Below are 23,703 nucleotides of genomic sequence, written 5' to 3' on the forward strand. Positions count from 1 at the left end.
GCCTAGGTGTGCAGTCTGATCGCACCAGGCAGCCGTCATTGCGGAAGCAACCTCAAATCCAGCGCCGCACCCGCTTGGCATAATCGCGGTATTTCTTGCCGAACTTCTCCGCCAGGATCTTTTCCTCCTTCTCGATCGCCAGTTTCTGCGTCGCGAAGGCGGCCAGAAAGGCGAAGAGCAGGAACCAGCCGATGCCGGTGATGAAGGCGACGCCGATCAGCAGCAGCGTGTTGGCGAGATACATCGGATTGCGGGTGATGCCGAAGGGGCCCGACGTCACCAGATGATCGGGCTCGGCGTTGGGGTCGAATGTCGTCTTGGCCCGCATCATGACACGGATGGCCGTGACCCAGAGCATGGCGACGCCGAACAGCGCCACCCAGCCGACGCCGAACAGGAGATCGCCGAGAATGTCGCCGATCCAGGGCAGTGGGTAGAGCATGCCGAGGACGATGCTCGCCGCAATCGCCGCGACATAGATCACCGGCGGCCAGGGAATGATCCCGTGTCTGGGCTTTGTGATGCCCGTCATTGCTGCCCTCCCTCCATCTGGTCCTGCGTCGCGGCGGTGCAGGTCTCCGCCATGTCGGCCAGATGCGATTTCCAGACGCTGGACTGATCGTTGGCGTAGAGCTTGTCGAGCGACCCTTCGCCCTTCAGCGTGTCCAGCATGCAGCCACAATAGCTCGTACAGAACTTGCTGTCCCGCTGTTGTTCGCACTGCGCCTGGCAAGCCGGCAGGAAGCCGGCTTCCCGATCCTGAGGGACTGCCGGCATGACCTGCGAGAACAGCCACACCGAGCCGAACAGAAGCGGCTGGTGGATGAGGTAAAAGGCGAGGCTGTGCCGGCCGATGAAGGTCAGCGGCTTAGACCAGCGGCCGGGCAGCCACCTTCCCAGACGGGCGAGCAAGCCCGATGCGGAAGCGAGCTTCACCGTGGCGATGCCCGCAAGCACCGCGCCGAACCACGGGAAGAGCGGCACGTAGTCGTTGGAACGCGGGTTGGTGGCGGAAAGGCCGACCCACCACAGAGCCGGATGGTCGAAGAACTCCGACCGCAGATAGTAAGGGGCGGCAATTACCGCCGCGGCGATGATCGCCGTCACCAGCCAGGGCAGCCTTAGAAAGGCGAGGCCGAGCAGGCTCGCCAGCGCGATCTCATGCAGGATGCCGAAGAAGATGAACCCGTCCGGGGTGACGATGTAGGTGACTGCCGAGATGGCGGCCGCTGCGATGCCCACCATGGCAAAGCGCTTCCAGAAGCCTGGCCAACGGATCTGATGGCCGTGGGCGAGGAAGAGGCTGACGCCGACCAGGAACAGGAAAGTCGAGGCAATGCAGCGCGCGTAGAATTTCCACCAGCCGAAGGCGGTGAGGGCGGGCGCGGTGTAGCCGAAGTTTTCGAGGTCCCAGGTGAAGTGGTAGCTCGCCATCGCGATCAGCGCGATGCCGCGCAGGATGTCGATGGCCTGGATGCGGCCGTGCTTTGGCGCGTCCTGAACAGGGCTGCTCGTCGTTTGAAGGCTCATCATCTCGATCCGATTCAGTCCTGCCAAACGACTATCACGGTTCAAGTGGACGACAGAAGCAGGCGGCCATCAATGCGGTTCATGGCAGCCATGAAATTCGCTTTAGGCCAGAGCTGGAAAGCCTTTGGCAGGCTTCGCTTTTCGGCCTTTCGGAGTCGGTTTCCTGCTACTGGCCGGCAGCTGGCCCGGCCAGATTCGGGCGCGGGATTCACGTTTCGGAGGGCCGATGTCCACCCATGTGCGCCATCCGATCTGGCTTCCGGCCCTGCGGCCGGCGGACGCGCGCACCTTCGCCTCACTCTATGCGGTTGAATCCTTCGCCCGCGCCACGATCTCCAGCGTGATCCCGATCCAGGCCTACGAGATCCTGCACAATGAGCGGATCGTCTCGGTCCTCTACACGATCGTGTCCCTGATGGGCCTCTCGGTCACGCTGTTCATGCCGGTGCTCATTCGCCGCTTCGCGCGGCGCTGGGTCTACACGGCAGGCTGCGTGCTGCTGGCGCTCGGCTCCGCCTTCTTCATCACCCACTCGCTGCCCGGCCAGATTGCCGGCATGCTGTGCCGCGTCATGGGGGCGAGCGCGCTGTCGATCACGCTCAACCTCTACATCATGGATCACATACGCAAGACCGACTTCATGCAGGCAGAATCGCTGCGCATGGCATGGTCGATGTTCGCCTGGACCGGCGGGCCGACGCTCGGCATCTTCCTCTACACCCATTTCGGCATCTATGCCGCGCATGGCGCGGTCGTCGTGTTTGCGTTCGCGCTGCTTTGCCTGTTCTGGTTCTACCGGCTGAGCGATAACCAGTCGATCCGGCCCGGCAAGTCGCGGCCCGCCAATCCACTTGCCAATATCGGCCGCTTCGTGAAACAGCCAAGGCTCAGGCTTGCCTGGCTGATCGCCTTCGGCCGCTCCTGTTTCTGGACGACGTTCTTCGTCTACGGCCCGCTGTTCATGGTGATTACCGGCCAGGGCGAGCTCGCCGGCGGCTTGCTGGTTTCGGCCGGCAACGCGCTCCTGTTCGCGGCGATCTTCTGGGGCAGGGCCGGCAAGCGCTTTGGCGGGCGCAAGGTCATGACTTTCGCCTATTTCGCCATGTCGGCCATGCTGTTTGCCGCGGGCGGAATCGGCGAGGCGGCGCCGTTGCTCACGGGCGCGCTGCTGCTCTGCGGCGCGCTCTTCACCATCGCGCTCGACGCGCTTGGCTCGACCGCCTTCTTGCGCTCAGTACGCTCTTACGAGAAGGCGCAGATGGCGGCGGTCTACCGCACCTATCTCGATTTCTCCGAGCTGACGCCGCCGCTCGTCTATTCGGTGGTGCTCGCCTTCTTCGGGCTGGGCTCGGTGTTCGTCACGCTCGGCATCCTGGCCGCCTTCTGCGGCTTCGTCACCTGGCACTACCTGCCGAAGGCGTTTTGAACGCTGCGTGACGGCCGCGCACCCAATCGTGGAAGCGGTGCAGATCGTATTCCTCCGGCATCAGCACGCCGGCCTCGTGGCGCATCGAGCGCAGCCCCTTCTGGTTGATCTCGCAGATCACGGCGTCTTCTTCGAGCACCTGGGTGCCGAAGGCGACGATGTTTTCGACATCGGTCTCAGCCAACGCTTCCGGGGCGAACAGCCATTCGGCGGTGAGCTCGGTCTGCTCGGGACCGAGCGGGGCCAGCCGCACGGTGCGCATGTAATCGACATGGCCGACGATGAACATCGAGGGCAGCGAGGTGGCGTAGGTCTGGCCGGCGGCGCGCTCGGCCGGCGTCAGGCCGGAAAAGACCGGGCCATGGACATGGCCGTCTTTCGACCAGGTTTCGGCGCCGGGGCGCAGCCGGCCGGAGAATTCCGGGGCGTCATTGTCGGAGTGGCGCGCCCATTCGGGATCGTCATGCCTGGCCATCAGGCCGCGGCCGTAGATCGGCACCAGTCGCGACAAATCCTTATGCACGCCCGGGCAGTGCAGGCATTCGTTGAAGTTCTCCCAGAAGACCTTCCAATTGCAGTTCATCACCCTGGTGAGCCGGTGACCGGTGACGAGCGTCTCCAGCGGCCAGTTGGAAAGATCGCCGGAGGCGCGGTCAAAGGCGCTTTCCGCCGAGCCGTCGGGATGCTCGGCGAGGTTGACGAAGACGAAACCGCGCCAAACCGAGAGCGCCACGCGGTAGAGCGGATAATCGGCCTTGTCGAAGCCCTCGGGCAGCGATTTCGACGGCACACGCACGAGATCGCCGCGCAGCGAATAGGACCATGCGTGGTAGGGGCAGGTCAGCAGTCTGGCTTTCAGCCGCCCGGCGCTCTCCTGGCAAAGCTGCGAGCCGCGATGCCTGCAGGTGTTGTGGAAGGCGCGCAAGGCGCCGGTCTCGTCACGCAGCACGACGATCTCCTGGGTCCCGATGCGCACCGTGCGGAAGGCGAGGGGTTCCGCGAGATCGGCCTCGCGGCAGACCATCAGCCAGCTTCGGTACCAGATGGCGTCCAGATCGCGACGATACTCGTCGGCGCCCCAGTAGGAGGCGGACGGCAAGGTCGACTGGAGACTGGTCAGGCCGTTGTAAGGCGCGCGTTCGCTCGGATCGGGCTGCATCGGCTTCTCCGTGGCTGCCGACAGCCGACACCCGGGCCAAGGAGTTGTCAATCGCGAGGCGCCCGCATAGTTTCGGTCGCGCAGGAACCTTAAGGTCGCGCGCATGCTGCCAAGAACCATGTCGCTTACCGAGGAACTGGTCGCCCGCTGCTTCCGTGCGGTCGAGGATGCGGGACCGGATCCCGATGCGGCGCATCTGGATGACAGCGACTATGCGGCGATGACGCGTGAGCTGGAGGCTCAACTCCTGGCCAACGAACCGCTCTGGCTGTTTGGCTACGGCTCTCTGATCTGGAAGCCCGAGATCGAGCATGTCGAGGAGCGCGTGGCGCTGCTGCGCGGCTGGCACAGATCCTTTTGCATGAACATGACGCGTTGGCGCGGGACCAAGGAGAGTCCGGGTCTGATGATGGCGCTGGACCGTGGCGGACAATGCAAGGGCGTCGCCTTTCGGCTCGGCGACGGCGACAGGCGGGAGCTGCTCGACAAGCTCCTGCGGCGAGAGGTGACACTGAAGCCGACCAGCTACCATCCGCGCCTGCTCGATATGACGAGCGATGGCGGCCCGCTGCGGGCGCTGGCCTTCGTCATCAACCGCCAGGGCACCACCTATGCCGGTCCATTAAGCGAGGAAGCGGTTGTCGAAAGGCTGGCGACCTCCTGCGGCCATTGGGGCTCGGGCGCCGACTATCTCTACAACACTGTGAAGAATCTCGAGCAGCGCGGCATCCACGATACGCATTTGTGGCGGCTGCAGCAGCTGGTCGCGGCGCGGATTGCCGGCTCGTAGCACCGCAAGTCGCGCCGCAATCGCGCCGGGCGGTGGCGGAATTGGGTTTGCCGGTGGTTGCGCTTCTGCCTAAGGTTCGCGCACCGTCGGCCTCTGGGCCGCGACACGATTCCAACCTGGAAGGCAAGAATGACCGGCGCGACAGCCGCGAGCGGCAATAGAGCTTCTGATGGGAAGCTGACCTTCATCCTGGGCGGTGCCCGTTCGGGCAAGAGCACGCATGCCGAGGCGCTGACAACCGCCCATCCATCGCCCTGGACCTACATTGCCACGGCGCAGGCTTATGACGACGAGATGCGCGAGCGCATCGCGCTGCATCGGTCGCGGCGCGGCGAAGGCTGGGTCACCGTCGATGCGCCGCTCGATCTGGCGGGCACAATCGAGGCTTTGCCGACCCACCAACCTGTGCTGATCGATTGCCTGACATTGTGGCTCACCAACCACATGCTGGCCGAACATGATGTCGAGGCAGAATGCCGGCGGCTCAAGGATGCGCTGTCGCGGCCGCGCGGTCCATGGTTCGTGGTATCCAATGAAGTCGGATTGGGCATCGTGCCCGACAACGCGCTGGCGCGCCGGTTCCGCGACGCCGCGGGCCGGCTCAATCAGCAGGTGGCGGCCGCTGCCGACAGCGTTCTCATGATGGTGGCGGGATTGCCACTCAAGGTGAAGTGACATGGCCGAAATCGAAGACAAGACCATTGATGACAAGGACGCCGAGCGCCACCGCGCCAAGATGGCCAAGCGCAAGGCGGTGCAGGATGCCGAAGTGGCCGGCAAGACGGTTGAAAAGGGGCTGCTGATCGTCAACACCGGGCCGGGCAAGGGCAAGACCACGGCCGCCTTCGGCCTGGCGCTGAGAATGCTGGGCTATGGCAAGCGCGTCGGCGTCGTGCAGTTCATCAAAGGCAAATGGCATACCGGCGAGAAGGATGCTTTCGCGGCCTTCGGCGACCGAGTCGTGTGGCATGCGATGGGCGAGGGTTTTACCTGGGAGACGCAGGACCTGAAGCGCGACATCGCCGCCGCCGAAGCCGCCTGGGCCAAGGCATTGGAGCTGATGGCCGATCCCTCGATGAGCCTCGTTGTGCTCGACGAGCTCAACATCGCGCTGCGCTACGACTATCTCGACCTGGAAAAGGTGGTCGCAGCGCTGAAGGCGCGCCGGGGCGACCTGCATGTGATCGTCACCGGCCGCAACGCCAAGCCGCTCCTCGTCGAGGCGGCCGATCTCGTCACCGAGATGGGGCTGACCAAGCACCATTTCGCCGCCGGCGTGAAGGCGCAGCAGGGAATTGAGTTTTAGCCGCCGATCAAGATGGTCAGGTAGATCACGATCGCCGAGACGACCGCGAATAGGCCGAGCAGCAGCCAGTCGGCTACGCGATAGAGCTTGAGCGCCTGGCGGATGTCGGTGCTTTCGGCCTCGCGGCGGCCGCCTTCGCCCATGAAGGCGTCCTCGACGACTTCGCCGCCATAGCTGCGCGGTCCGGCGAGAGACAGGCCCAGCGCGCCGGCCATCGCAGCTTCCGGCCAGCCGGCATTGGGCGAACGATGCTTCCTGGCGTCGCGCCGCATCACCTGCCAGGCGCCATGCGGATCGGCGCCCGGAACGAGAAATGCCGCCAGCACGATCAGCAGGCCGGTGAGCCGCGATGCGGGCAGGTTGATGAGATCGTCGAAGCGGGCGGCCGCACGGCCGAAGGCTTCGTATTTCGGCGTGCGGTGGCCGATCATCGAATCGGCGGTGTTGGCGGCCTTGTAGGCAGCACCTCCGCCCAGTCCGCCGATGCCGGTCCAGAAGGCGGGCGCAACAATGCCGTCCGAAAAATTCTCGGCCAGGCTTTCGATCGCGGCACGCGCGACACCGCCCTTGTCGAGCTTTTCCGGATCGCGGCCGACAATGCGCGATACGGCGATGCGGCCGAGGGTCAGGCCGCCGGTCTCCAACGCATCGGCGACGTCCTCGACATGCTCCGCGAGGCTCTTCTGCGACAGCAGCGAGGAACCGAGGATGGCGGCGATGACGAGGCCCGTGGGGAACATCATCCAGAGCAGGACATGCAGCGCCAGGCCGATCAGGCCGGGCACCAGCAGAATGACGAGCAAGGCCTGGACGCCGCGGCGGCGACGCAATTCGTCGGAATCCGTAGCGTGGTTGAGCCGGCGATCGAGAAAGGATATCAGCCTGCCGATCCAGGTGACCGGATGGCCGATGGCGCCGAACAGCCAGTCCGGGTAGCCGAGGGCGCGTTCGATGGCGAGTGATAGGAAAGCGATCAGGACGGACATGAAACTTCTAAGCGGAGCGATTGCAGCGGTTGATCATGGCGGCAGCCTTGGCCGGGCAAACGCGCTTTTTCCTCATGCGCCAAAACCTTTCGTGGACCTCTCGACAGGTATCAATCCGCACTCCTATCCGCTTTTCGACCTGCCCGCCACAGCGCTGTCCCGATTGCCGGAGGCAGGACAACTGCGCGAATTGGCCGAAATTGCGGCCAGGGCCTATGGCGCGCCGTCGGCGGCGCATGTGGCGGCGGCGCCCGGCACGCAGATTCTCCTGCCGCGCGTCGCTTCGCTGCTGCGGCCAGGCAAGGCGCTGGTGCTCGGCCCAACCTATGCCGAACATGCCCGGGCCGCGGCTATCGCCGGCCATGCGGTCGCGGAGGTCAGCGATTTCGACGCGCTGGCCGAGGCGGACCTTGCGGTGCTGGTCAATCCCAACAATCCGGACGGGCGGGTGATCGAAAAGGCCCGTCTGCTCGACCTTGCGGCGCGACTTCGCGCCAAGGGCGGGCTGCTGGTCGTCGACGAAGCTTTCATGGATGTCGGCCCGATCGAGCAAAGCTTGGCCGGCGATGTCGGGGAGGGGGGCATCGTCGTGCTGCGCTCCTTCGGCAAATTCTTCGGCCTCGCCGGTGTTCGGCTCGGCTTCGCGCTGGCGGATCCGCTGACGGCCGAGCGGCTGGATGTGCAGCTCGGGCCCTGGGCGGTCGCCGGCCCGGCGCTCGAATATGGCATCCGCGCCTTGTCGGATGCGGCGTGGCAGGCGGATGTGCGGCAACGCCTGGCGCAGGATGCCGGGCGGCTCGACGCGCTGCTTGGCCGATTCGATGTTCCGGTCGCCGGCGGCACCAGCCTGTTCCGCTATCTGTCGTTTCCCGAGGCCGCAGGCCTTTTTTCGGCACTTGGCTCGAGCGGCGTGCTGGTCCGCCATTTTGCCGAGCGGCCTCAAGTGCTGCGTGTCGGTTTGCCGGGCAATGAAGCGGAATGGCAACACCTCGAAGGCGCCCTTGCCACGTGGGCCGCGCGGCGCAAGGATGCGCCAAAGGAGTTCGGGCAATGATCCACGTCTGTTCGCTGTCGAAGGTCGACGAGGCCGTGGCAAGGACCGGTGCGCAGCGGTTGTTGTCGCTGCTCGCCGCAGGCACCGAAGTGGTCCGCCCGGCCTCGATCCTGTCGGAAAACCACCTGCATCTGGTCATGCACGACATCGCTGTCGCGCAGGAAGGCATGACGATGCCCGGCGAGGAGCATGTGCGGGCCTTGCTCGATTTCGCCTATCGCTGGGACCGGGTAAAGCCGCTGGTGGTGCATTGCTATGCCGGCGTCAGCCGCTCGACGGCGTCGGCCTACATCATCGCCGCGGCGCTGGCGCCCAAGCGTGACGAGATGGAGCTCGCCCGAACGCTGCGCTTTCTCTCGCCGACGGCTACGCCCAATCCACGGCTGATCGCCGTCGCCGACACGCTGCTTGAGCGCGACGGCCGCATGATCGCGGCGATCGAGGCCATCGGGCGCGGCGCCGACGCGTTCGAAGGGATACCCTTCGAACTGGGGATCGACGCCTAAGTCAAAGCGGACCAGCCACTACGACAGCCACTCGGCAAGCTTCGCTTTGCGCACATCCCTGACCAGGTTGATAAAACCGTCGGCCTGCATTTCCGCCGTCAGCCGGCCCTTCTCGGCCGTGGCGATCGAAGCGTCGCCGACCACGCCGTTCGGATTGAGGTCGCTGGCGATCCAGGCGAATGCGTGCGTTCCGGTGTGGCGCAGCAGGGCGAATTCCTTTTCGGCGCGGCCGACATTGGAGACGAAATTCTCCGCCTTGCTCATGTCGACGAGATCGGGCCGGAAGTGCAGCATCAGCGATGTCTCGACATCGCCGCCATGGATGCCGTGACGATCCTCCAGCTCGGTGTACATGCCGGCCGGGCGGCCGAACCGCTGCCAGCTCGTCTTCACGGACAGCATTTTGGCGCGCACGCGCAATTCGCGCGAAATGATGCCCATGATCTCTTCATTGCCGCCATGCGAATTCACGACGATCAGCTTTCTCACCCCGGCGCGGGCGACCGACAGGCCGAGTTCGGTCCAGGCGTCGACCAAGGTGGTGGCGGGCAAGGTGAGCGTTCCCGGCGCATGCAGATGCTCGTTCGACTTACCGACCGCCTGCACCGGCAGGATGCGGATGTCGAGATCGTCGGGCAGGCGCGCGATCACCGTCTCCAGCATGCCCGCCATGATCGAGGTGTCGGTCGAGACCGGAAGGTGCGGGCCGTGCTGCTCGATCGCCGCCACCGGCAGCACGGCGATGGTCGCTTCGGCGTCGATCGAGGCGTATTCGGTCGTCCGGTAATCGCCCCACCATACGCGTCTTGTCGTCACTTTTCGTCTCCCGATTGGTCTGCTGTCCGGCCTGAGGTCTAGAGACTATCCCCGGAAACAGCTAGCCCGCTGCCAGAACTTCGACCTCGACCTTGAATTCCGGGCGGGCGAAGCCGGAGACGATCATCAGCGTGGAGGCCGGCGCCGGATCGGAAAAGAGCCGGTTGCGGACATCCATATAGGCCTGCAGGTGCTCGCGGCCGATGACGAAGGCGTTGATGCGCACGATGTCGTTCAAGGTCAGCCCGGCCTCGCTCAGAATCGCGGCGATGTTCTTGAAGCAGAGCTCGGCCTGCGCGCCGGCGTCCTCCGGCACGGTATCGTCGGGGCCGATTCCCAATTGACCCGAGCACAGCACCAGGCGCTTTCCGGCCGGTATTTCGACGCCGTGGCTGTAGCGGGCGAAAGGCGGCTTGATCGACTTGGGGGCGAGGTATTTGAGCATGGCATTCTCCTGTCGGCCGACAGCCTAGTGGCGGATTCATGAAACATTCAAGATGCCGTGGATGCCGCTAGGAGCGATTATGGACAGGCGTCCAAAAAATAGGCACGATGCCTCGCGTACGGCATGACCCGTCCGGTCTCGGCAATGACTGCCGCACAAGCAGGCGGTCCAGGCGGTGGCATGTGTCTTGCTTCTTGAATCGATGGTGTTGAGCCCTGCGCGTCGCGCGCCCGGGCCAAGAGAGGGTGATGTTTATGATCGGACAAGGAAAGATTTTGGCGGGCGCCGCCGTCCTGCTGGTGGCGGGCACGCTGACTGCTGCTGCGAACGAGAAGGTGACGTTCGGCACCAACTGGCTGGCCGAGCCGGAACATGGCGGCTACTATCAGGCGATCGCCGACGGCACCTATGCCGCCTGCGGCCTCGATGTGACCATCATGCAGGGCGGCCCGCAGGTCAGCGGCCGGCCGATGCTGCTTGCGGGCAAGATCGATTTCTACATGGGCGGCAACCTGCTGTCGGCCTTCGACGCCGTGCAGCAAGGTATTCCGATGCGCGTTGTTGCCGCCGATTTCCAGAAGGACCCGCAGGTCATCATGTCCCATCCGGGAGAGGGGCTGGACAAGTGGGAAGACCTGAAGAACGCCGACCAGTACATCATGGGTGACGAAGGCGCGCAGACCTTCTTCCAGTGGATGGTCACCGATCTCGGCTTCGACGCCGCCAAGCGCGTGCCCTACACGTTCAATCCGGCGCCCTTCATCGCCAACAAGAAGTCGATCCAGCAAGGTTATGTGACCTCCGAGCCGTTCGCGGTGCAGAAGCAGGGAGGCTTCACGCCGAACCAGTTCCTGCTTGCCGACAATGGCTGGGACACCTATGCGACGACCATCGAGGTGATGCAGGATACGATCGACAAGCGGCCGGAGGTGGTCCAATGCTTCGTCGATGGCTCGGCCAAGGGCTGGTACAAATACCTCTATGGCGACAACAAGGCCGCCAATGAGATGATCAAGAAGGACAATCCGGACATGACGGATGAGCAGATGGCCTTCTCGATCGAGCAGATGAAGAAGTTCGGCGTTGTCGATTCGGGCGATTCGGAAAAGCTCGGCATCGGCGCGATGACCGAAGCCCGCATCCAGAGTTTTTACGACAAGATGGTCAAGGCCAAGGTCGCGCAGCCGGGCCTTGACATCAAGAAGGCTTACACGCTGGCCTTCATCAATAAGGGTGTCGGGCTGGAGCTGAAGAAGTAAGGCGGCCGGCCTGAGATGATCCAGGAGAAAGTGGCTGAGACGCCGGCGGCATCGGGGGAGGTCCCGATGCTGCTGGCATTGCGCAATGTCGGCAAGGTCTTTTCCAACGGCGTGACGGCGCTGAGCAAGGTCGACCTGGCGATCCGCGAAGGCGATTTCCTGAGCCTGCTCGGCCCCTCGGGCTGCGGCAAGTCGACCGCGCTCAGGTTGATCGCGGGTCTCTCGACGCCGACCTCCGGCCAGCTCGACTGGCGCGGCTCGATCGACCGCTCGAATATCGGTTTCGTGTTCCAGGAGCCGACGCTGCTGCCTTGGGCCAGCGTCTTCGACAATGTCTGGCTGCCGCTGAGGCTGAAGGGCGTGTCGCGCGCCAAGGCGGAACCCGCCGTGATGGAGATGCTGTCGCGCGTCCATCTCACCGGCTTCGAGAACGCTGTGCCGCGCGAGCTTTCCGGCGGCATGAAGATGCGCGTCTCGATCGCGCGGGCCATGGTGACCAAGCCGCGCATCCTTCTGATGGACGAGCCTTTCGCGGCGCTCGACGAGATCACCCGCTTCAAGCTCAACAACGATCTTCTGGAGCTTTGGCAGGACGAGCGCTTCACCGTCGTCTTCGTCACCCACAGTGTGTTCGAAAGCGTGTTTCTGTCCAGCCGCGTCGTCGTCATGGCCGCGCGGCCGGGCCGCGTTTTCGGCGAACTCCCCATCAATGCGCCCTATCCTCGCGACGAAGCGTTCCGGACCTCGCCGGGCTACGCTGCGCTTTGCCGGCAGGCCTCGGGCGTGCTGGTCGACGCCATCAACTCAACCGCCGGATCGCAAAATGATGGCCATTGAAGACAATGTCCTGACGCTCGATCCGGAAGAGGCGCGCCGCGCCCGCCAGGAGCGGCTGGAGCGCATCGGCAAATGGGTGCTGCCGCTGGCGATCATGGTGCTGGCGATCGTGCTGTGGGACCGCATCTGCGTCTGGAACGAGATCCCGCAATATATCCTGCCGCGGCCGGGCGTGGTGCTGCAGACGCTGCACAACGACGCGGGGCTGTTGTTCTCGTCACTGCTGGTGACGCTCAGGATCACCTTTTTCAGCTTGGCTCTCGCCGTGATCGGTGGCGTCGGACTGGCGGTGCTGTTCGCGCAATCGAAATGGGTGGAGATGTCGTTCTTCCCCTTCGCCATCGTGCTGCAGGTGACGCCAATCGTCGCCATCTTCCCCTTGATCAACATCTATGTGGACAACCAGACCGTCAAACTGCTGCTCTGCGCCTGGATCGTCGCCTTCTTCCCGATCCTCTCCAACACCACGCTCGGCCTGAACTCGGTCGATCGGAACCTGCGGGACCTGTTCAAGCTCAACGGCGCGACGCGCTGGCAGCAATTGCGCTATCTGCGGCTGCCGGCGGCGATGCCCTATTTCCTCGGCGGGCTGAAGATCGCCGGCGGCCTGTCGCTGATCGGCGCGGTGGTGGCGGAATTCGTCGCCGGCGCGCAGGGGCAGTCGTCGGGGCTCGCGTCCCGCATCATCGAGGCCGGCTACCGGCTCAACGCGCCGCGCCTGTTCGCGGCGCTGATCCTGATCTCGCTCACCGGCATCCTTATCTTCCTGGTGCTGTCGCTGGTGTCGCATCTCATCCTGCGCCGCTGGCACGAGAGCGCGCTGAAACAGGAGCGGTAAGGTGCGCGACGCGGTTGAGAATAGTGAGGCGCCCATTTGGGGACCAGTTCTGCATAAGACAGCGGGGGCCAGGCCTTGATACCAACCTCTGGTTCTTATTGCCTGGCTAACGTTCGGCTTCATCGATCGCTCACGCCGGGTCTTGCCGCCGCTTTCGACTCGGACGGGTTTGCGCTTGCCAACATTACCATCACCAACGGCAAGATCGCCGATCTTGCCGCGCACGACCAGGCAGAGGCGCACCCCGGCGCGATCGACCTTGCCGGCCGCATCGTGATGCCGTGCTTCGTCGACTGCCATACCCATATCGACAAGGGCCATATCTGGCCGCGAAAGCCCAATCCGGACGGCACTTTCATGGGCGCGCTCAATGCCACCGGCGCCGACCGCACCACGCGCTGGAGCGCCGAGGATGTCGCGCGCCGCATGGACTTCTCGCTGCGCTCGGCCTACGCGCACGGCACCAAGGCTATGCGCACGCATCTCGACAGCGTGCCGCCGCAGGAGGAGATCTCCTGGCCGGTGTTCGAAACGATGCGGGAAAAATGGCGCGGGCGCATCGAGCTGCAGGCGGCCTGCCTGCTCGGCATCGAAGGCGTGCGCGACAAAGCCTGGTTCGAACGGTTGGCGAAGCGCGTCGCCGCGGCCAAGGGCGTGCTCGGCGTCGTCACCTATATGGTACCCGATCTCGAGGAACTGCTCGACAAGGTGTTCGCCCAGGCGATCGAGCATGGGCTCGATCTCGATTTCCATGCCGACGAGACCGACGATGTCGCGGCCATCTCGCTGAAGAAGATCGCCGAGGCGTCGCTGTGGAACGGTTTCGAGGGCAACATCCTGGTCGGCCATTGCTGCTCGTTGGCGCGCCAGCCGGACCTCGAGGTGCTCGACACGCTGGACAAGATGGCGAAGGCGCGGCTTGCCGTGGTGTCGCTGCCGATGTGCAATCTCTATCTGCAGGACCGCCGCAGCGATCACACCACCCCGCGCTGGCGCGGCGTGACGCTGCTGCACGAGATGAAGGCGCGCGGCATCAAGGTGGCGGTTGCTTCCGACAACACGCGCGATCCCTTCTACGCCTATGGCGATCTCGATATGCTGGAGGTCTACCGCATGGCGACGCGCATCCTGCATTTCGACCATCCGGTAGGCGACTGGCCGAAGGCGGTGGCGGCAACGCCGGCCGAGGTGATGCGGCTCGACGGCGCCGGTACGCTTGCCGCCGGCGGCAGCGCCGACTTCGTTGTCTTCAAGGGGCGGAGCTGGACCGAATTGCTGTCGCGGCCCGAATCGGATCGCATCGTGGTGCGCGACGGCAGGGCGATCGAACGCCAACTGCCCGACTATGCCGAACTCGACGAACTGATGGTGTGATGATGGATATCGCAGCGCTGAAGCGCGATCTCGACGGGATCAAGCTCGACGACCATCCGGCCATCGTCCAGCAGAAGAGCCGCGACTTCTACTGGTACAGCCCGGTGCTGAAGGCGCAACTCGATCACATCAAAGGCGACCTGATCGTTACCCCGAAGAGCGAGGATGAGGTGATCCGCGTGCTTGCCGCATGCCACCGGCATGGCGTCCCGGTGACGCCGCGCGGCAGCGGGACCGGCAATTACGGGCAGGCGATGCCGTTGTCGGGCGGCGTGGTGCTGAACCTCGCCGAGATGAACGAGATCAAAACGATCGCGCCGGGGCGGGTGGTGACCGGGCCGGGCGCAATCCTTGCCGAGATCGACAAGGCGACGCGGGCGCATTCCGGGCAGGAGCTCAGGCTCTCGCCCTCGACCTACAACACCGCCTCGATCGGCGGCTTCATCGCCGGCGGTTCGGGCGGGGTCGGCTCGATCAATTTCGGCGGCCTGCGCGATTTCGGCAATGTGCTGCGGCTGCGCGTCGTCACCATGGAGGCCGAGCCAAAGGCGCTCGAGCTCACCGGCGAGGATCTGCACAAGGTCACGCATGCCTACGGCACCAACGGCATCATCACGGAGGTCGAGATGCCGCTGACCGCCGCCTATGAATGGATCGACGTCATTGTCGGCTTCGACAAATTCATGGGCGCCGCCCGCTACGGCAACGCGCTTGCCTGCCAGGACGGCATCCTGACCAAGCTGATCACGCCGATCGCCGAACCCGTGCCGCAGCTCTATTTCAAGCGGCACCAGAAATTCTTGCGCGAGGGGCAAAGCATCTGTGTCGTCATGGTCGCGAACCATGGGCTCGATGCCTTCCTGGCTTTCACCCGGCGCACCGGAGGCGAGGTCATCTTCAATGCGGCGACCGCGACGAACGAGGACAAGAAGGGCCTGCCGCCGGCCTATGAGCTTGCCTGGAACCACACGACCCTGCGGGCACTGCGCGTCGACCCGTCGATCACCTATCTGCAGTCGCTCTATCCGTTCCCCAACCAGCTGGCGCTGGCCGAGAAGATGGACGCGATGTTCCCAGGCGAGGTGTTCTCGCATCTCGAATTCGTGCGGCTCGACGGCAACATCACCTGCTTCGGCCTGCCGCTGATCAAGTTCACCACCGAGGCGCGGCTCAACGAGATCATCCGCCTGCATGAGGAGAATGGCTGCCCGATCTTCAACCCGCATCGCTACACGCTGGAAGAGGGCGGCATGAAGCAGACCGACGAGATCCAGCTCGCCTTCAAGCGCGAGACCGATCCGCAAGGGCTGCTCAATCCCGGCAAGATGATCGCCTGGGAAAACCCGGACTATGATTATCGCTCCGGCCGCATGTTCCTGTTCAAGGGATTGCAGAAGGCGGGGTGATGAAAATCCTCGTGCTTTACGCTCATCCGGTGGAGACCAGCTTCAACGCCGGCCTGCACAAGACGATCGTCGAGCGGCTCGCCGCGGCGGGGCATGCGGTCGACGACTGCGACCTCTATGCCGACGATTTCGACCCAAGGCTGACACGCGCCGAGCGGCTCGGCTACCACGACCCGCGCGGGCCGGACGACGCGGTCGCCGGCTATGTCGAAAGGCTGAAGAATGCCGAAGCGCTGGTGCTGTCGTTTCCGGTCTGGAACTATGGCTATCCGGCAATCCTGAAAGGTTTTTTCGACCGCGTCTTTCTGCCCGGCGTGTCGTTCAAGCTGGTCGACGGCAAAGTGCAGCCGACATTGCACAACATCCGCAAGCTCGCGGCCATCACCACCTATGGCGGCAGCCGCTTTCGCGCCATGCTGATGGGCGACCCGCCGCGCAAGATCGTCAAGCGCATGCTGCGGGCGACCATCAAGCCAGGCGCTCCCGTCTCCTATCTCGCGCATTATTCGATGAACCTATCCACCGACGAGACGCGCAAAGTCTTCATGGCGAAGGTCGCGGCCACGATGGACGCCTTCTGATGCGCGTGCTGGTGGTCTATTGCCATCCGGTGCCGGAAAGCTATTGCGCGGCGATCCGCGACCTGGCGATCGAGGTGCTGAAAGGGCGGGGCTGGGACGTGCGTCTGCTCGATCTCTATGCCGAGAATTTCGATCCGGTGATGAGTTGCGATGAGCGGCGGTTCTACAACGACCGGGCGCCGCAAGACCCGGCGCTGACGCCGCATTTCGAGCATCTGCAATGGGCGCAGGCGATTCTCTTCATCTACCCGACCTGGTGGTACGGATTGCCGGCGATGCTGAAGGGCTGGTTCGACCGCGTGTGGGCGACCGAGATCGCCTTCAAGCTGCCGGCCGGCAAGGGACGCATCACGTCGCTGATGCGACACGTCACCAAGGTCGGCGTCATCACCACCTGCGGCGCGCCGACCTGGTGGAGCGTGGTCGTCGGCCAGCCGGGACGCAAGACGATTTTACGCGGCATGCGGGCGCTATGCGCCACGCGCTGCAAGACGTTTTTCCTGGCGCACTATCTGATGGATGCCTCGACGCCGAAGAGCCGGGCGGGGTTTCTGGTCAAAGTCCGCAGGACGCTTGAGCGGTTTTAGGGGGCCTTCAGCTATCCTGCGGGATTGTGGCGAACGCCTTTTTTTATGCGGAAATGAAGTGCATAATAAGGGCATGACCAAGCTTTTCGAGCATGCAGTCCAACGTGTTCGCACCTTGCCTCCTGAATTGCAGGACGAGTACGCACGTGTCCTCTTGCGCCTCGCGGGTGAAGTGGGGGACGAACCTATTCACCAACTGAGCCGAGAGGAAAAAGCCTCGCTCGCAATGTCCCGAGCGCAGGCTGCGCGTGGTGAATTTGCAACCGACGAGGAAGTCCGCGCTGTTTGGGCGAAGCACGGCCTGTGAAGCTTCGTTACACGCCGGCGGCGTTAGCCGAGTTAGACGAGGTTCTCGGCAATATCGCGTTGCAGTCACCCAAAGGGGCGAAGCGGATCCAAGCCAGACTCCACGCAGTCATCAATCTATTGCTTGAACATCCTTTGGCCGGCGTTGCTACAGACGAAAGGCCGATGCGCCGGATTGTCGTGCGGCCTTATCCCTACCTGATCTACTATGAGCCTTCCGCCGCCGAAATTGTGATTGTCGGTATCCGACACGGTGCTCGCGATCCGTCAACCATGCCGGACAAGTAATAGCGACTCTTGGTCACGCCTGCGGGCAATCCTGCCCGAAGCCGCGAGAGGAAAGCTACATCCTCACCCGTTCCGCCTTCGGATCGTACATCGGCTTCAGCGAGGCTTCCGCCGTGAAACGCTCGCCGGCGATCTCCACCTCATAGGATGAGCCCAGCACATCCGCCTCGCTCTCGCCTTGGCAAGGCACATAGCCAAGCCCGATCGCGCCGCCGAGATGGTGGCCGTAATTGCCTGATGTGATCGGGCCGACGATCTTGCCGTCGCGCAGGATGGCCTCGTTGTGGAAGAGGAGCGGCTGCGGGTCCTTCAGACGAAACTGCACCAGCCGGCGTGACAGACCGGCTTCCTTCTTCCTGAGCACAGCGTCGCGGCCGATGAAGCCGGATTTGCTCGTCTTCACCGCAAAGCCGAGGCCCGCCTCCAGCACATTGTCCTCGTCGGTGATGTCGTGGCCGAAATGCCGGAAGGCCTTTTCGATGCGGCAGGAATCAAGCGTGTGCAGGCCGCAGAGTTTCAGGCCGACATCGGCGCCGGCTTCGGTGATCGCCTCGAAGACATGGGCCGCCTGCTCGGTCGAGATATAGAGTTCCCAGCCAAGCTCGCCGACATAGGTGACGCGGTGGGCGCGGGCCAGACCCATGCCGATCTCGATCTCCTGGAAAGTGCCGAACGGATTGGCTTGGTTGGAGAAGTCGTTCGGGCTGACCTTCCGGATCAGTTTTCGCGCCTCCGGACCCATGACGCAGATCACGGCTTCGGCGGCGGTGACGTCGGTGATGACGACGAACTCGTCGGCGACATGCTTTCTCAGCCAGGCGAAGTCGCGCTGCAGCGTGGCGCCCGGCACGACCAGGAAATAGGCCGTATCCGAAAGCCGCGTCACGGTGAGGTCGCTCTCGATGCCGCCGCGCTGGTTGAGCATCTGCGTGTAGACGATCTTGCCCGGCGCCACGTCCATGTCGTTGGCGCAGAGCCGCTGCAGGAAGGCGCAGGCATCGCGACCCTCGACGCGGATCTTGCCGAAGGAAGTCATGTCGAACAGGCCGACGCCGTTGCGCACCGCGAGATGTTCCTCGCGCTGGTTGTCGAACCAGTTCTGCCGCTTCCAGGAATAGCGGTATTCGCGCTCCTGGCCTTCGCGCGCGAACCAGTTGGCGCGCTCCCAGCCCGCCACCTCGCCGAAGACGGCGCCGCGCGCCTTCAGGTGCTCGTGCAAGGGCGAGCGGCGCACGCCGCGCGAGGTCGCCATCTGGCGATAGGGGAAATGGTCGGCATAGAGCAGGCCGAGCGTTTCGGAGACGCGCTCCTTGAGGTAGCGGCGGTTCTTCTGGAAAGGCTGGGCGCGGCGGATATCGACCTCCCACAGGTCGAAGGGCGCCTCGCCGTCATTGATCCATTGCGCCAGCGCCATGCCGGCGCCGCCGGAGGAGACGATGCCGATCGAGTTATAGCCCGTCGCCATCCAGTAGCCGGAAAGCTCCGGCGCCTCGCCGAGATAATAGCGGTCGTCCGGCGTGAAACTCTCCGGGCCGTTGAAGAAGGTATGGATGCCGGCGGTGCCCAGCATCGGCATGCGGTTGACGCCCATTTCGAGGATGGGCTCGAAATGGTCCATGTCCTCGGGCAACTGGTCGAAGCAGAAATCCTCGCGGATGCCGTCCATGCCCCAGGGCTTTGCCACCGGCTCGAAGGCGCCGAGCATCATCTTGCCGGCGTCCTCCTTGTAGTAGGCGCACTCGTCCGGCACGCGCAGCACCGGCAGGCGGGAGAGGCCGGGGATCGGCTCGGTGACGAGATAGAAATGCTCGCAGGCGTGCAGCGGGATGGTGACGCCGTTCTGCCGGCCCAACTCGCGCGCCCACATGCCGGCGCAGTTGACGACAATGTCAGTCTCGATCGTGCCTTGCTCCTCGCCCTGCGTCCAGGAGACGCCGGAGACGCGGCCGTTTTTGGTATGGACCTTGGTGACCTTGACGTTCTCGATGATCGTCGCACCGCGCTGGCGCGCGCCCTTGGCCAGCGCCATTGCAATGTTGGCCGGGTCGCACTGGCCGTCGAGCGGCAGATGCACCGCGCCGACCACATCCGAGACGTTGAGATGCGGGTACATCTCCTTGACCTCGCGCGGCGAAATCTCGCGCACGTCGACATCGAAAGCGCGGGCGAGCGACGCCTGCCGGTAGATCTCGTGCTTGCGCTCCTCCGTCAGCGCGACGGTGATCGAGCCGACCTGGCGCATGCCGGTGCCGACATCGGTCTCGGCTTCAAGCTTGACGTAGAGATCGGCCGAATATTTCGCCAGTCGCGTCATGTTCTGGGAGCCGCGCAACTGGCCGATCAGCCCGGCCGCATGCCAGGTGGTGCCGGAGGTGAGCTGCTTGCGCTCCAAGAGCACGATGTCGGTCCAGCCGAGCTTGGCCAGATGATAGGCGACCGAGCAGCCGGAGACGCCGCCGCCGATGATTACCGCGCGGGCTTTGGCCGGGATGGTCTTGGTCATGCGGCCTCGCGGCGATAGTTGGAAGCGAAACGGCGAACGCGAAGCGCTGCTTCCTTGAGGACGGGTTCGGGCTGGCAGAGGCTGATGCGGATGTGGCCGGCGGCGGCTTCCCCGAAGCTCGATCCGGGCATCACGCCGACCTTTTCCTTGTCGAGCAGCGCCCAGGCGAATTTCTCGTCGTCGGGTTCGACCGCGGAGACATCGAGCATGATGTACATGCCGCCTTCGGAGCCGCGCACGGTGACTTCATTGGCTCCGCGTATGGCATCGAGGAAGATCGTGCGCCGCGCGGCGTAACGCTCGGCGATATCCTTCACGCCATAGTGGTTTTCGAGTGCCTCGGCGCAGGCGATGGAGATGAAGGCCGGCAGGCCGTAGGTCGTGACCAGATTGAGGTCGGTCATCAGCGCGATCATCGCTTTCGGCCCGGTCAGCCAGCCCATGCGCCAGCCGGTCATGCCGTGGCTCTTCGACATGGAGTTGATGACCAGCGTGCGCTCGGCCATGCCGGGCAGCGAGCGCGGCGAGATGTGCTCGCCGCCGCCGAGCGTCCAGTAAACCTCGTCCGACAGCAGCCAGAGATCGTTCTCCTTGCAGATTTCGGCTAGCTGCTCGAGCCGTTCGCGCGAATAGACGGCACCGGTCGGATTGTTCGGCGTGTTGATCAGGATGGCGCGGGTGTTGGGTTGAAGCGCGGCGCGGATCATCTCCGCGCGGGGTTGAAACCCATCTTCGGCCGGCGTCTCGACCACCGTGAAGCTGGCGCCCGCGGCGCTGAAGGTGTTGGGGTAGGTGGCGTAGTAAGGCGCGACTACAATGGCGTGGTCGCCCGGGTCGAGCACGCCCTGCACGGCGGCATAAAGCGCTGCCTGGCCGCCAGGCGTGGCGATGACCTCGTCGGGTTCCGTGAGGATGCCGGCGCAAACGGTCGCGGCGGCGGCCATCGCCTTGCGCAGGCGCGGCAGGCCGGGCAGCGGCGTGTAGTGATGGTTGCTGCCGCGCACGGCGCTCACGCAGGCTTCGATGGTTTCCGACGGCGTGTCGAAATCATGGTCGCCGACCGAGAGCACAATGATGTCTTCGCCGGCCTGCTTGCGATTCCAGGCGGCGAAATGGACCTCCCAGCCGTCCTTGCCGGAAGGCACGATACCGGTAATGCGCTTTGATGGTTTTGGCATCAGGCTCTCAACCTCTCATTCTTCGGATCCCACAGGGGCTCGTCCTTCTGGACGACGGCTATGAAGCGATCGCCAAAAATCTCGACCTCGATCGCGGTGCCCGGTTGCGTGAGATCGGCGCGCAGCATGCCAAGCGCAATCGACTTGCCGACCCGGTGGCCCCAGCCGCCCGAGGTCGTCTCGCCGACGATCTTACCGTCGTGCCAGAGCGTCGACATATAGGGTGCGTCGCAGTCGCCGGGGTTCTCGACAACCAAAGTGACGAAGCGCTTCTTCACGCCCTGCTGCTTCTCGTTGAGGAGAGCCGCCTTGCCGCGGAAGTCCGGCTTGTCCCATTTAACGAAGCGCTCCAGGCCGCCCTGCAGGATCGAATAGTCGGTCGACAGATCGCCTTTCCAGGCGCGGTAGCCTTTTTCCAGCCGCAGCGAATCCAGCGCATACATGCCGAAGGGTTTTAGCCCGTGCTTCCGGCCGGCGGCCCAGACGGCATCGAAGACGGTCGCCGTGTCCGCGACCTTGGTGTGGATTTCCCAGCCGAGCTCGCCGGCGAAGGAGACGCGCACCAGCTTCGCCCAGCGCCCGGCAATGATTGTTTCCTGATGCGTCAGCCAGGGCAGCGTCAGGTCGGCGTCGCAGACTTCGGCCAGGATTTTTCGCGAATTCGGGCCGGTCAGAATCTGCGTCGAAAATTCCTCCGTACGGTCGGTCAGCGTGAAGGCCGCATCGGCGGGCATGCGCGACTGCAGCCATTCGAAATCGTGCCACTGCGCCACCGCGGCAGTGATCAGCGTCATCTGGTCCTCGCCATGGCGCACCACCGACATTTCGGTGACGATGCGGCCCTTGTCGTCGGCGAAATAGACGAGGCCGATGCGACCGGGTTTCGGCACAAGGCCGGTGACCTGCAAGGCCAGCCAATCGGCCGCGCCCGGACCTTCGAGGTTGAAGCGCGAGAAGCCGGGCAGGTCGAGGATGCCGGCGGCGTCACGCACGGCAAGGCATTCCTCGCGCACGCGCTGCTGCCAGGGGCCGTCGCGGCGGAAGGTGAGGGTAGACTCTTCGGAAGTATCATCGCCGGCTTGTGCGTACCAAGTCGCGCGCTCCCAGCCATTATAGGCGTCGAACTGGCCGCCCAGCGCCTTGATGCGATCATGCAGCGGCGACAGTTTGCGGTTGCGCCCCACGGGCCAGGCATGGCGCGGGAACTGGATGGCGTATTCGTTGCCGTAGATCTCCATGCCCTTGGCGACGCAATAGTCGGGCGCCGAGGCGAAGCTGGTGAAACGGCGCGGATCGCAGGACCACATATCCCATTCGGTCTGGCCTTCGGTGACCCATTCGGCCAGCACCTTGCCGGCGCCGCCGCCTTGCGCGATGCCGAAGGTGAACACGCAGGCCTCGAAGGCGTTCGGCACGCCGGGCATCGGCCCGATCAGCGGATTGCCGTCCGGCGCGTAAGGGATCGGGCCGTTGATCACCTTGGAGAGGCCGGCGGTGCCGAGGATCGGCACGCGGGCGACGGCGTCGGCGAGGTAATGCTCGAGGCGGTCGAGATCGTCGGGGAAAAGCTGGAAGGAGAAATCCTCCGGCATCGGATCGTTGTGGGTCGCCCAATGCGCACGGCAATTGCGCTCATAGGGGCCGAGATTCATGCCGCTCTTTTCCTGGCGCAAGTAATAAGACGTGTCGACGTCGCGCAGCAGCGGCAGCTTGTGGCCCTGTTCCTTCGTCCACGCGGCAAGCTCGGGGATTTCCTCGAACAATATGTACTGATGACTCATCACCATCATCGGCACGTCGCGCCCGAACATCTTGCCGACTTCGGCGGCGCGGTAGCCGGCCGCGTTGATGACGATCTCGCAGCGGATCTCGCCTTGCGGGGTGGCGATCACCCATTCGCCGTTCTCGCGGCGCACGCCGGTGACCGGGCAGAAGCGGATGATCTTGGCGCCCATGTCACGCGCGCCTTTGGCCAGCGCCTGGGTCAGCTGAGCCGGGTCGATGTCGCCGTCGCTCGGGTCATAGAGCGCGCCCTTCAACTCATGCGTCTCGATGAAGGGGTAGCGGCGCTTGATCTCGTCGAGGCCGACGACGTCGATATCCATTCCCTGGTAGCGGCCCATGCCCTTGGCGCGCTGGAATTCCTGCATGCGCTCCTTGGTATGGGCGAGCCGGAGCGAGCCGGTTACATGGTAGTTCATCGGATAGTCGACCGCTTCGGCCAGACCCCGGTAAAGCTCGGTCGAATAGCGCTGCATGTTCATCAGCGACCAGGACGAGGAGAAGGTCGGCACGTTGCCGGCGGCATGCCAGGTCGAGCCCGAGGTCAGCTCGTTCTTTTCCAGGAGCACGCAATCGGTCCAGCCCGCCTTGCAGAGGTGATAGAGCGAGGAGGTGCCGACGACGCCGCCTCCGATGATCACCACGCGTGCCGTGGTCGGCAAACCGGCCATTTCTTCCTCCAGAGTCTCAGCGCTTCGCGCTTCGATTTTTGTTTTTGATGCATGTCGTTATCCCAAAACCGCTTC

At 64.2% G+C, this 23,703-nt stretch carries 24 protein-coding genes; 15 read left to right on the forward strand and 9 right to left on the reverse strand.

The window, feature by feature from the left end; translation table 11 throughout:
* Positions 1-52 precede the first annotated feature (52 nt).
* Together LB529_RS23935 and LB529_RS23940 are read right to left on the reverse strand one after the other, a co-directional pair.
* Positions 53-532: a methyltransferase family protein gene (locus tag LB529_RS23935; protein WP_224600914.1), complete on the reverse strand. Its 480-nt coding sequence runs from the start codon at positions 530-532 to the stop codon at positions 53-55.
* A complete protein-coding gene (locus LB529_RS23940) occupies positions 529-1,530 on the reverse strand; it encodes a heparan-alpha-glucosaminide N-acetyltransferase (protein ID WP_224600916.1) in 1,002 nt (333 codons plus the stop codon). The genes LB529_RS23935 and LB529_RS23940 overlap by 4 nt, the downstream gene beginning before the upstream one ends.
* A gap of 226 nt (positions 1,531-1,756) precedes the next feature.
* On the opposite strand from LB529_RS23940, the gene LB529_RS23945 reads away from it, so the two are divergent.
* Positions 1,757-2,956, forward strand: coding sequence for an MFS transporter (locus LB529_RS23945; protein ID WP_224600917.1), 1,200 nt, complete (start codon positions 1,757-1,759; stop codon positions 2,954-2,956).
* On the opposite strand, the gene LB529_RS23950 is transcribed toward LB529_RS23945, so the two are convergent.
* Positions 2,925-4,115 carry an aromatic ring-hydroxylating oxygenase subunit alpha gene (locus LB529_RS23950; RefSeq protein WP_224600918.1) on the reverse strand — a complete coding sequence of 397 codons (1,191 nt, stop codon included), beginning with the start codon at positions 4,113-4,115 and terminating at the stop codon, positions 2,925-2,927. The two genes, LB529_RS23945 and LB529_RS23950, sit on opposite strands and share 32 nt — an antisense overlap.
* Positions 4,116-4,218: 103 nt before the next feature.
* Here LB529_RS23950 and LB529_RS23955 point away from each other — a divergent pair, with 103 nt between their 5' ends.
* The 3 genes from LB529_RS23955 to cobO all read left to right on the forward strand — a co-directional run bounded on the left by LB529_RS23955 (position 4,219) and on the right by cobO (position 6,211).
* Positions 4,219-4,905 carry a gamma-glutamylcyclotransferase gene (locus LB529_RS23955; RefSeq protein WP_224600919.1) on the forward strand — a complete coding sequence of 229 codons (687 nt, stop codon included), beginning with the start codon at positions 4,219-4,221 and terminating at the stop codon, positions 4,903-4,905.
* A gap of 129 nt (positions 4,906-5,034) precedes the next feature.
* Positions 5,035-5,580 carry a bifunctional adenosylcobinamide kinase/adenosylcobinamide-phosphate guanylyltransferase gene (gene cobU / locus LB529_RS23960; RefSeq protein WP_224545475.1) on the forward strand — a complete coding sequence of 182 codons (546 nt, stop codon included), beginning with the start codon at positions 5,035-5,037 and terminating at the stop codon, positions 5,578-5,580.
* A 1-nt stretch (position 5,581) separates the two neighbouring features.
* On the forward strand, positions 5,582-6,211 hold the full coding sequence (gene cobO / locus LB529_RS23965; RefSeq protein WP_095764889.1) for a cob(I)yrinic acid a,c-diamide adenosyltransferase: 630 nt from the start codon (positions 5,582-5,584) through the stop codon (positions 6,209-6,211).
* On the opposite strand, the gene cbiB is transcribed toward cobO, so the two are convergent.
* The gene (gene cbiB, locus LB529_RS23970; protein ID WP_224600921.1) at positions 6,208-7,197 is read right to left on the reverse strand and encodes an adenosylcobinamide-phosphate synthase CbiB; all 990 of its coding nucleotides are present in this window, start codon (positions 7,195-7,197) and stop codon (positions 6,208-6,210) included. The genes cobO and cbiB overlap by 4 nt on opposite strands.
* Between cbiB and cobD the strand changes: the two genes are divergently transcribed.
* On the forward strand, positions 7,196-8,251 hold the full coding sequence (cobD, locus tag LB529_RS23975) for a threonine-phosphate decarboxylase CobD (protein ID WP_224712466.1): 1,056 nt from the start codon (positions 7,196-7,198) through the stop codon (positions 8,249-8,251). The two genes, cbiB and cobD, sit on opposite strands and share 2 nt — an antisense overlap.
* Positions 8,248-8,757 (forward strand): tyrosine phosphatase family protein, encoded by a 510-nt coding sequence (locus LB529_RS23980; protein WP_224600923.1) that lies wholly within the window; start codon positions 8,248-8,250, stop codon positions 8,755-8,757. The genes cobD and LB529_RS23980 overlap by 4 nt, the downstream gene beginning before the upstream one ends.
* An 18-nt stretch (positions 8,758-8,775) precedes the next feature.
* Here the strand turns inward: LB529_RS23980 and LB529_RS23985 are convergent, their stop codons facing one another.
* Together LB529_RS23985 and LB529_RS23990 are read right to left on the reverse strand one after the other, a co-directional pair.
* Positions 8,776-9,573 (reverse strand): creatininase family protein, encoded by a 798-nt coding sequence (locus LB529_RS23985; RefSeq protein ID WP_224600924.1) that lies wholly within the window; start codon positions 9,571-9,573, stop codon positions 8,776-8,778.
* A 61-nt stretch (positions 9,574-9,634) separates the two neighbouring features.
* Positions 9,635-10,018, reverse strand: coding sequence for a RidA family protein (locus tag LB529_RS23990; RefSeq protein WP_224712467.1), 384 nt, complete (start codon positions 10,016-10,018; stop codon positions 9,635-9,637).
* A gap of 254 nt (positions 10,019-10,272) precedes the next feature.
* On the opposite strand from LB529_RS23990, the gene LB529_RS23995 reads away from it, so the two are divergent.
* From LB529_RS23995 to LB529_RS24035, 9 genes are all read left to right on the forward strand, one after another.
* Positions 10,273-11,277 carry an ABC transporter substrate-binding protein gene (locus LB529_RS23995; protein ID WP_224712502.1) on the forward strand — a complete coding sequence of 335 codons (1,005 nt, stop codon included), beginning with the start codon at positions 10,273-10,275 and terminating at the stop codon, positions 11,275-11,277.
* 15 nt (positions 11,278-11,292) lie between these two features.
* A complete protein-coding gene (locus tag LB529_RS24000) occupies positions 11,293-12,114 on the forward strand; it encodes an ABC transporter ATP-binding protein (RefSeq protein WP_224712468.1) in 822 nt (273 codons plus the stop codon).
* The gene (locus LB529_RS24005) at positions 12,101-12,952 is read left to right on the forward strand and encodes an ABC transporter permease (RefSeq protein ID WP_224712469.1); all 852 of its coding nucleotides are present in this window, start codon (positions 12,101-12,103) and stop codon (positions 12,950-12,952) included. The genes LB529_RS24000 and LB529_RS24005 overlap by 14 nt, the downstream gene beginning before the upstream one ends.
* Before the next feature lie 75 nt (positions 12,953-13,027).
* Entirely contained in the window at positions 13,028-14,326 is a 1,299-nt protein-coding gene (locus LB529_RS24010; protein ID WP_224712470.1) for a cytosine deaminase, read from the forward strand.
* Positions 14,327-14,328: 2 nt separating this feature from the next.
* Complete coding sequence (locus tag LB529_RS24015; protein WP_224712503.1) at positions 14,329-15,732, forward strand: FAD-binding oxidoreductase; 1,404 nt, start codon at positions 14,329-14,331, stop codon at positions 15,730-15,732.
* Entirely contained in the window at positions 15,732-16,313 is a 582-nt protein-coding gene (locus tag LB529_RS24020; RefSeq protein ID WP_224712471.1) for an NAD(P)H-dependent oxidoreductase, read from the forward strand. The genes LB529_RS24015 and LB529_RS24020 overlap by 1 nt, the downstream gene beginning before the upstream one ends.
* Positions 16,313-16,900, forward strand: coding sequence for an NAD(P)H-dependent oxidoreductase (locus LB529_RS24025; protein ID WP_224601906.1), 588 nt, complete (start codon positions 16,313-16,315; stop codon positions 16,898-16,900). Before LB529_RS24020 ends, LB529_RS24025 begins: the two co-directional genes overlap by 1 nt.
* A gap of 73 nt (positions 16,901-16,973) precedes the next feature.
* A complete protein-coding gene (locus LB529_RS24030) occupies positions 16,974-17,207 on the forward strand; it encodes a hypothetical protein (protein WP_095764901.1) in 234 nt (77 codons plus the stop codon).
* The gene (locus LB529_RS24035; protein WP_224601904.1) at positions 17,204-17,494 is read left to right on the forward strand and encodes a type II toxin-antitoxin system RelE/ParE family toxin; all 291 of its coding nucleotides are present in this window, start codon (positions 17,204-17,206) and stop codon (positions 17,492-17,494) included. Before LB529_RS24030 ends, LB529_RS24035 begins: the two co-directional genes overlap by 4 nt.
* A 55-nt stretch (positions 17,495-17,549) precedes the next feature.
* Here the strand turns inward: LB529_RS24035 and LB529_RS24040 are convergent, their stop codons facing one another.
* Genes LB529_RS24040 through LB529_RS24050 form a run of 3 tightly spaced genes read right to left on the reverse strand, consistent with a single transcriptional unit; the run spans position 17,550 to position 23,628 of the window.
* Complete coding sequence (locus tag LB529_RS24040) at positions 17,550-19,997, reverse strand: FAD-dependent oxidoreductase (RefSeq protein ID WP_224712472.1); 2,448 nt, start codon at positions 19,995-19,997, stop codon at positions 17,550-17,552.
* The gene (locus LB529_RS24045) at positions 19,994-21,175 is read right to left on the reverse strand and encodes a pyridoxal phosphate-dependent aminotransferase (protein WP_224712473.1); all 1,182 of its coding nucleotides are present in this window, start codon (positions 21,173-21,175) and stop codon (positions 19,994-19,996) included. The genes LB529_RS24040 and LB529_RS24045 overlap by 4 nt, the downstream gene beginning before the upstream one ends.
* The gene (locus tag LB529_RS24050) at positions 21,175-23,628 is read right to left on the reverse strand and encodes an FAD-dependent oxidoreductase (protein WP_224712474.1); all 2,454 of its coding nucleotides are present in this window, start codon (positions 23,626-23,628) and stop codon (positions 21,175-21,177) included. The genes LB529_RS24045 and LB529_RS24050 overlap by 1 nt, the downstream gene beginning before the upstream one ends.
* Between the last annotated feature and the right edge of the window lie 75 nt (positions 23,629-23,703).

It is taken from the genome of Mesorhizobium sp. CA5 (genome assembly GCF_020165105.1).
GTDB lineage: Bacteria > Pseudomonadota > Alphaproteobacteria > Rhizobiales > Rhizobiaceae > Mesorhizobium.

Coding starts and splice junctions, on each gene's coding strand:
- LB529_RS23935 (WP_224600914.1), bottom strand. CDS start 532: ATGACGGGCATCACAAAGCCCAGACACGGGATCATTCCCTGGCCGCCG.
- LB529_RS23940 (WP_224600916.1), bottom strand. CDS start 1,530: ATGAGCCTTCAAACGACGAGCAGCCCTGTTCAGGACGCGCCAAAGCAC.
- LB529_RS23945 (WP_224600917.1), top strand. CDS start 1,757: ATGTCCACCCATGTGCGCCATCCGATCTGGCTTCCGGCCCTGCGGCCG.
- LB529_RS23950 (WP_224600918.1), bottom strand. CDS start 4,115: ATGCAGCCCGATCCGAGCGAACGCGCGCCTTACAACGGCCTGACCAGT.
- LB529_RS23955 (WP_224600919.1), top strand. CDS start 4,219: ATGCTGCCAAGAACCATGTCGCTTACCGAGGAACTGGTCGCCCGCTGC.
- cobU (WP_224545475.1), top strand. CDS start 5,035: ATGACCGGCGCGACAGCCGCGAGCGGCAATAGAGCTTCTGATGGGAAG.
- cobO (WP_095764889.1), top strand. CDS start 5,582: ATGGCCGAAATCGAAGACAAGACCATTGATGACAAGGACGCCGAGCGC.
- cobD (WP_224712466.1), top strand. CDS start 7,196: ATGAAACTTCTAAGCGGAGCGATTGCAGCGGTTGATCATGGCGGCAGC.
- cbiB (WP_224600921.1), bottom strand. CDS start 7,197: ATGTCCGTCCTGATCGCTTTCCTATCACTCGCCATCGAACGCGCCCTC.
- LB529_RS23980 (WP_224600923.1), top strand. CDS start 8,248: ATGATCCACGTCTGTTCGCTGTCGAAGGTCGACGAGGCCGTGGCAAGG.
- LB529_RS23990 (WP_224712467.1), bottom strand. CDS start 10,018: ATGCTCAAATACCTCGCCCCCAAGTCGATCAAGCCGCCTTTCGCCCGC.
- LB529_RS23995 (WP_224712502.1), top strand. CDS start 10,273: ATGATCGGACAAGGAAAGATTTTGGCGGGCGCCGCCGTCCTGCTGGTG.
- LB529_RS24000 (WP_224712468.1), top strand. CDS start 11,293: ATGATCCAGGAGAAAGTGGCTGAGACGCCGGCGGCATCGGGGGAGGTC.
- LB529_RS24005 (WP_224712469.1), top strand. CDS start 12,101: ATGATGGCCATTGAAGACAATGTCCTGACGCTCGATCCGGAAGAGGCG.
- LB529_RS24015 (WP_224712503.1), top strand. CDS start 14,329: ATGGATATCGCAGCGCTGAAGCGCGATCTCGACGGGATCAAGCTCGAC.
- LB529_RS24020 (WP_224712471.1), top strand. CDS start 15,732: ATGAAAATCCTCGTGCTTTACGCTCATCCGGTGGAGACCAGCTTCAAC.
- LB529_RS24025 (WP_224601906.1), top strand. CDS start 16,313: ATGCGCGTGCTGGTGGTCTATTGCCATCCGGTGCCGGAAAGCTATTGC.
- LB529_RS24030 (WP_095764901.1), top strand. CDS start 16,974: ATGACCAAGCTTTTCGAGCATGCAGTCCAACGTGTTCGCACCTTGCCT.
- LB529_RS24040 (WP_224712472.1), bottom strand. CDS start 19,997: ATGACCAAGACCATCCCGGCCAAAGCCCGCGCGGTAATCATCGGCGGC.
- LB529_RS24045 (WP_224712473.1), bottom strand. CDS start 21,175: ATGCCAAAACCATCAAAGCGCATTACCGGTATCGTGCCTTCCGGCAAG.
- LB529_RS24050 (WP_224712474.1), bottom strand. CDS start 23,628: ATGGCCGGTTTGCCGACCACGGCACGCGTGGTGATCATCGGAGGCGGC.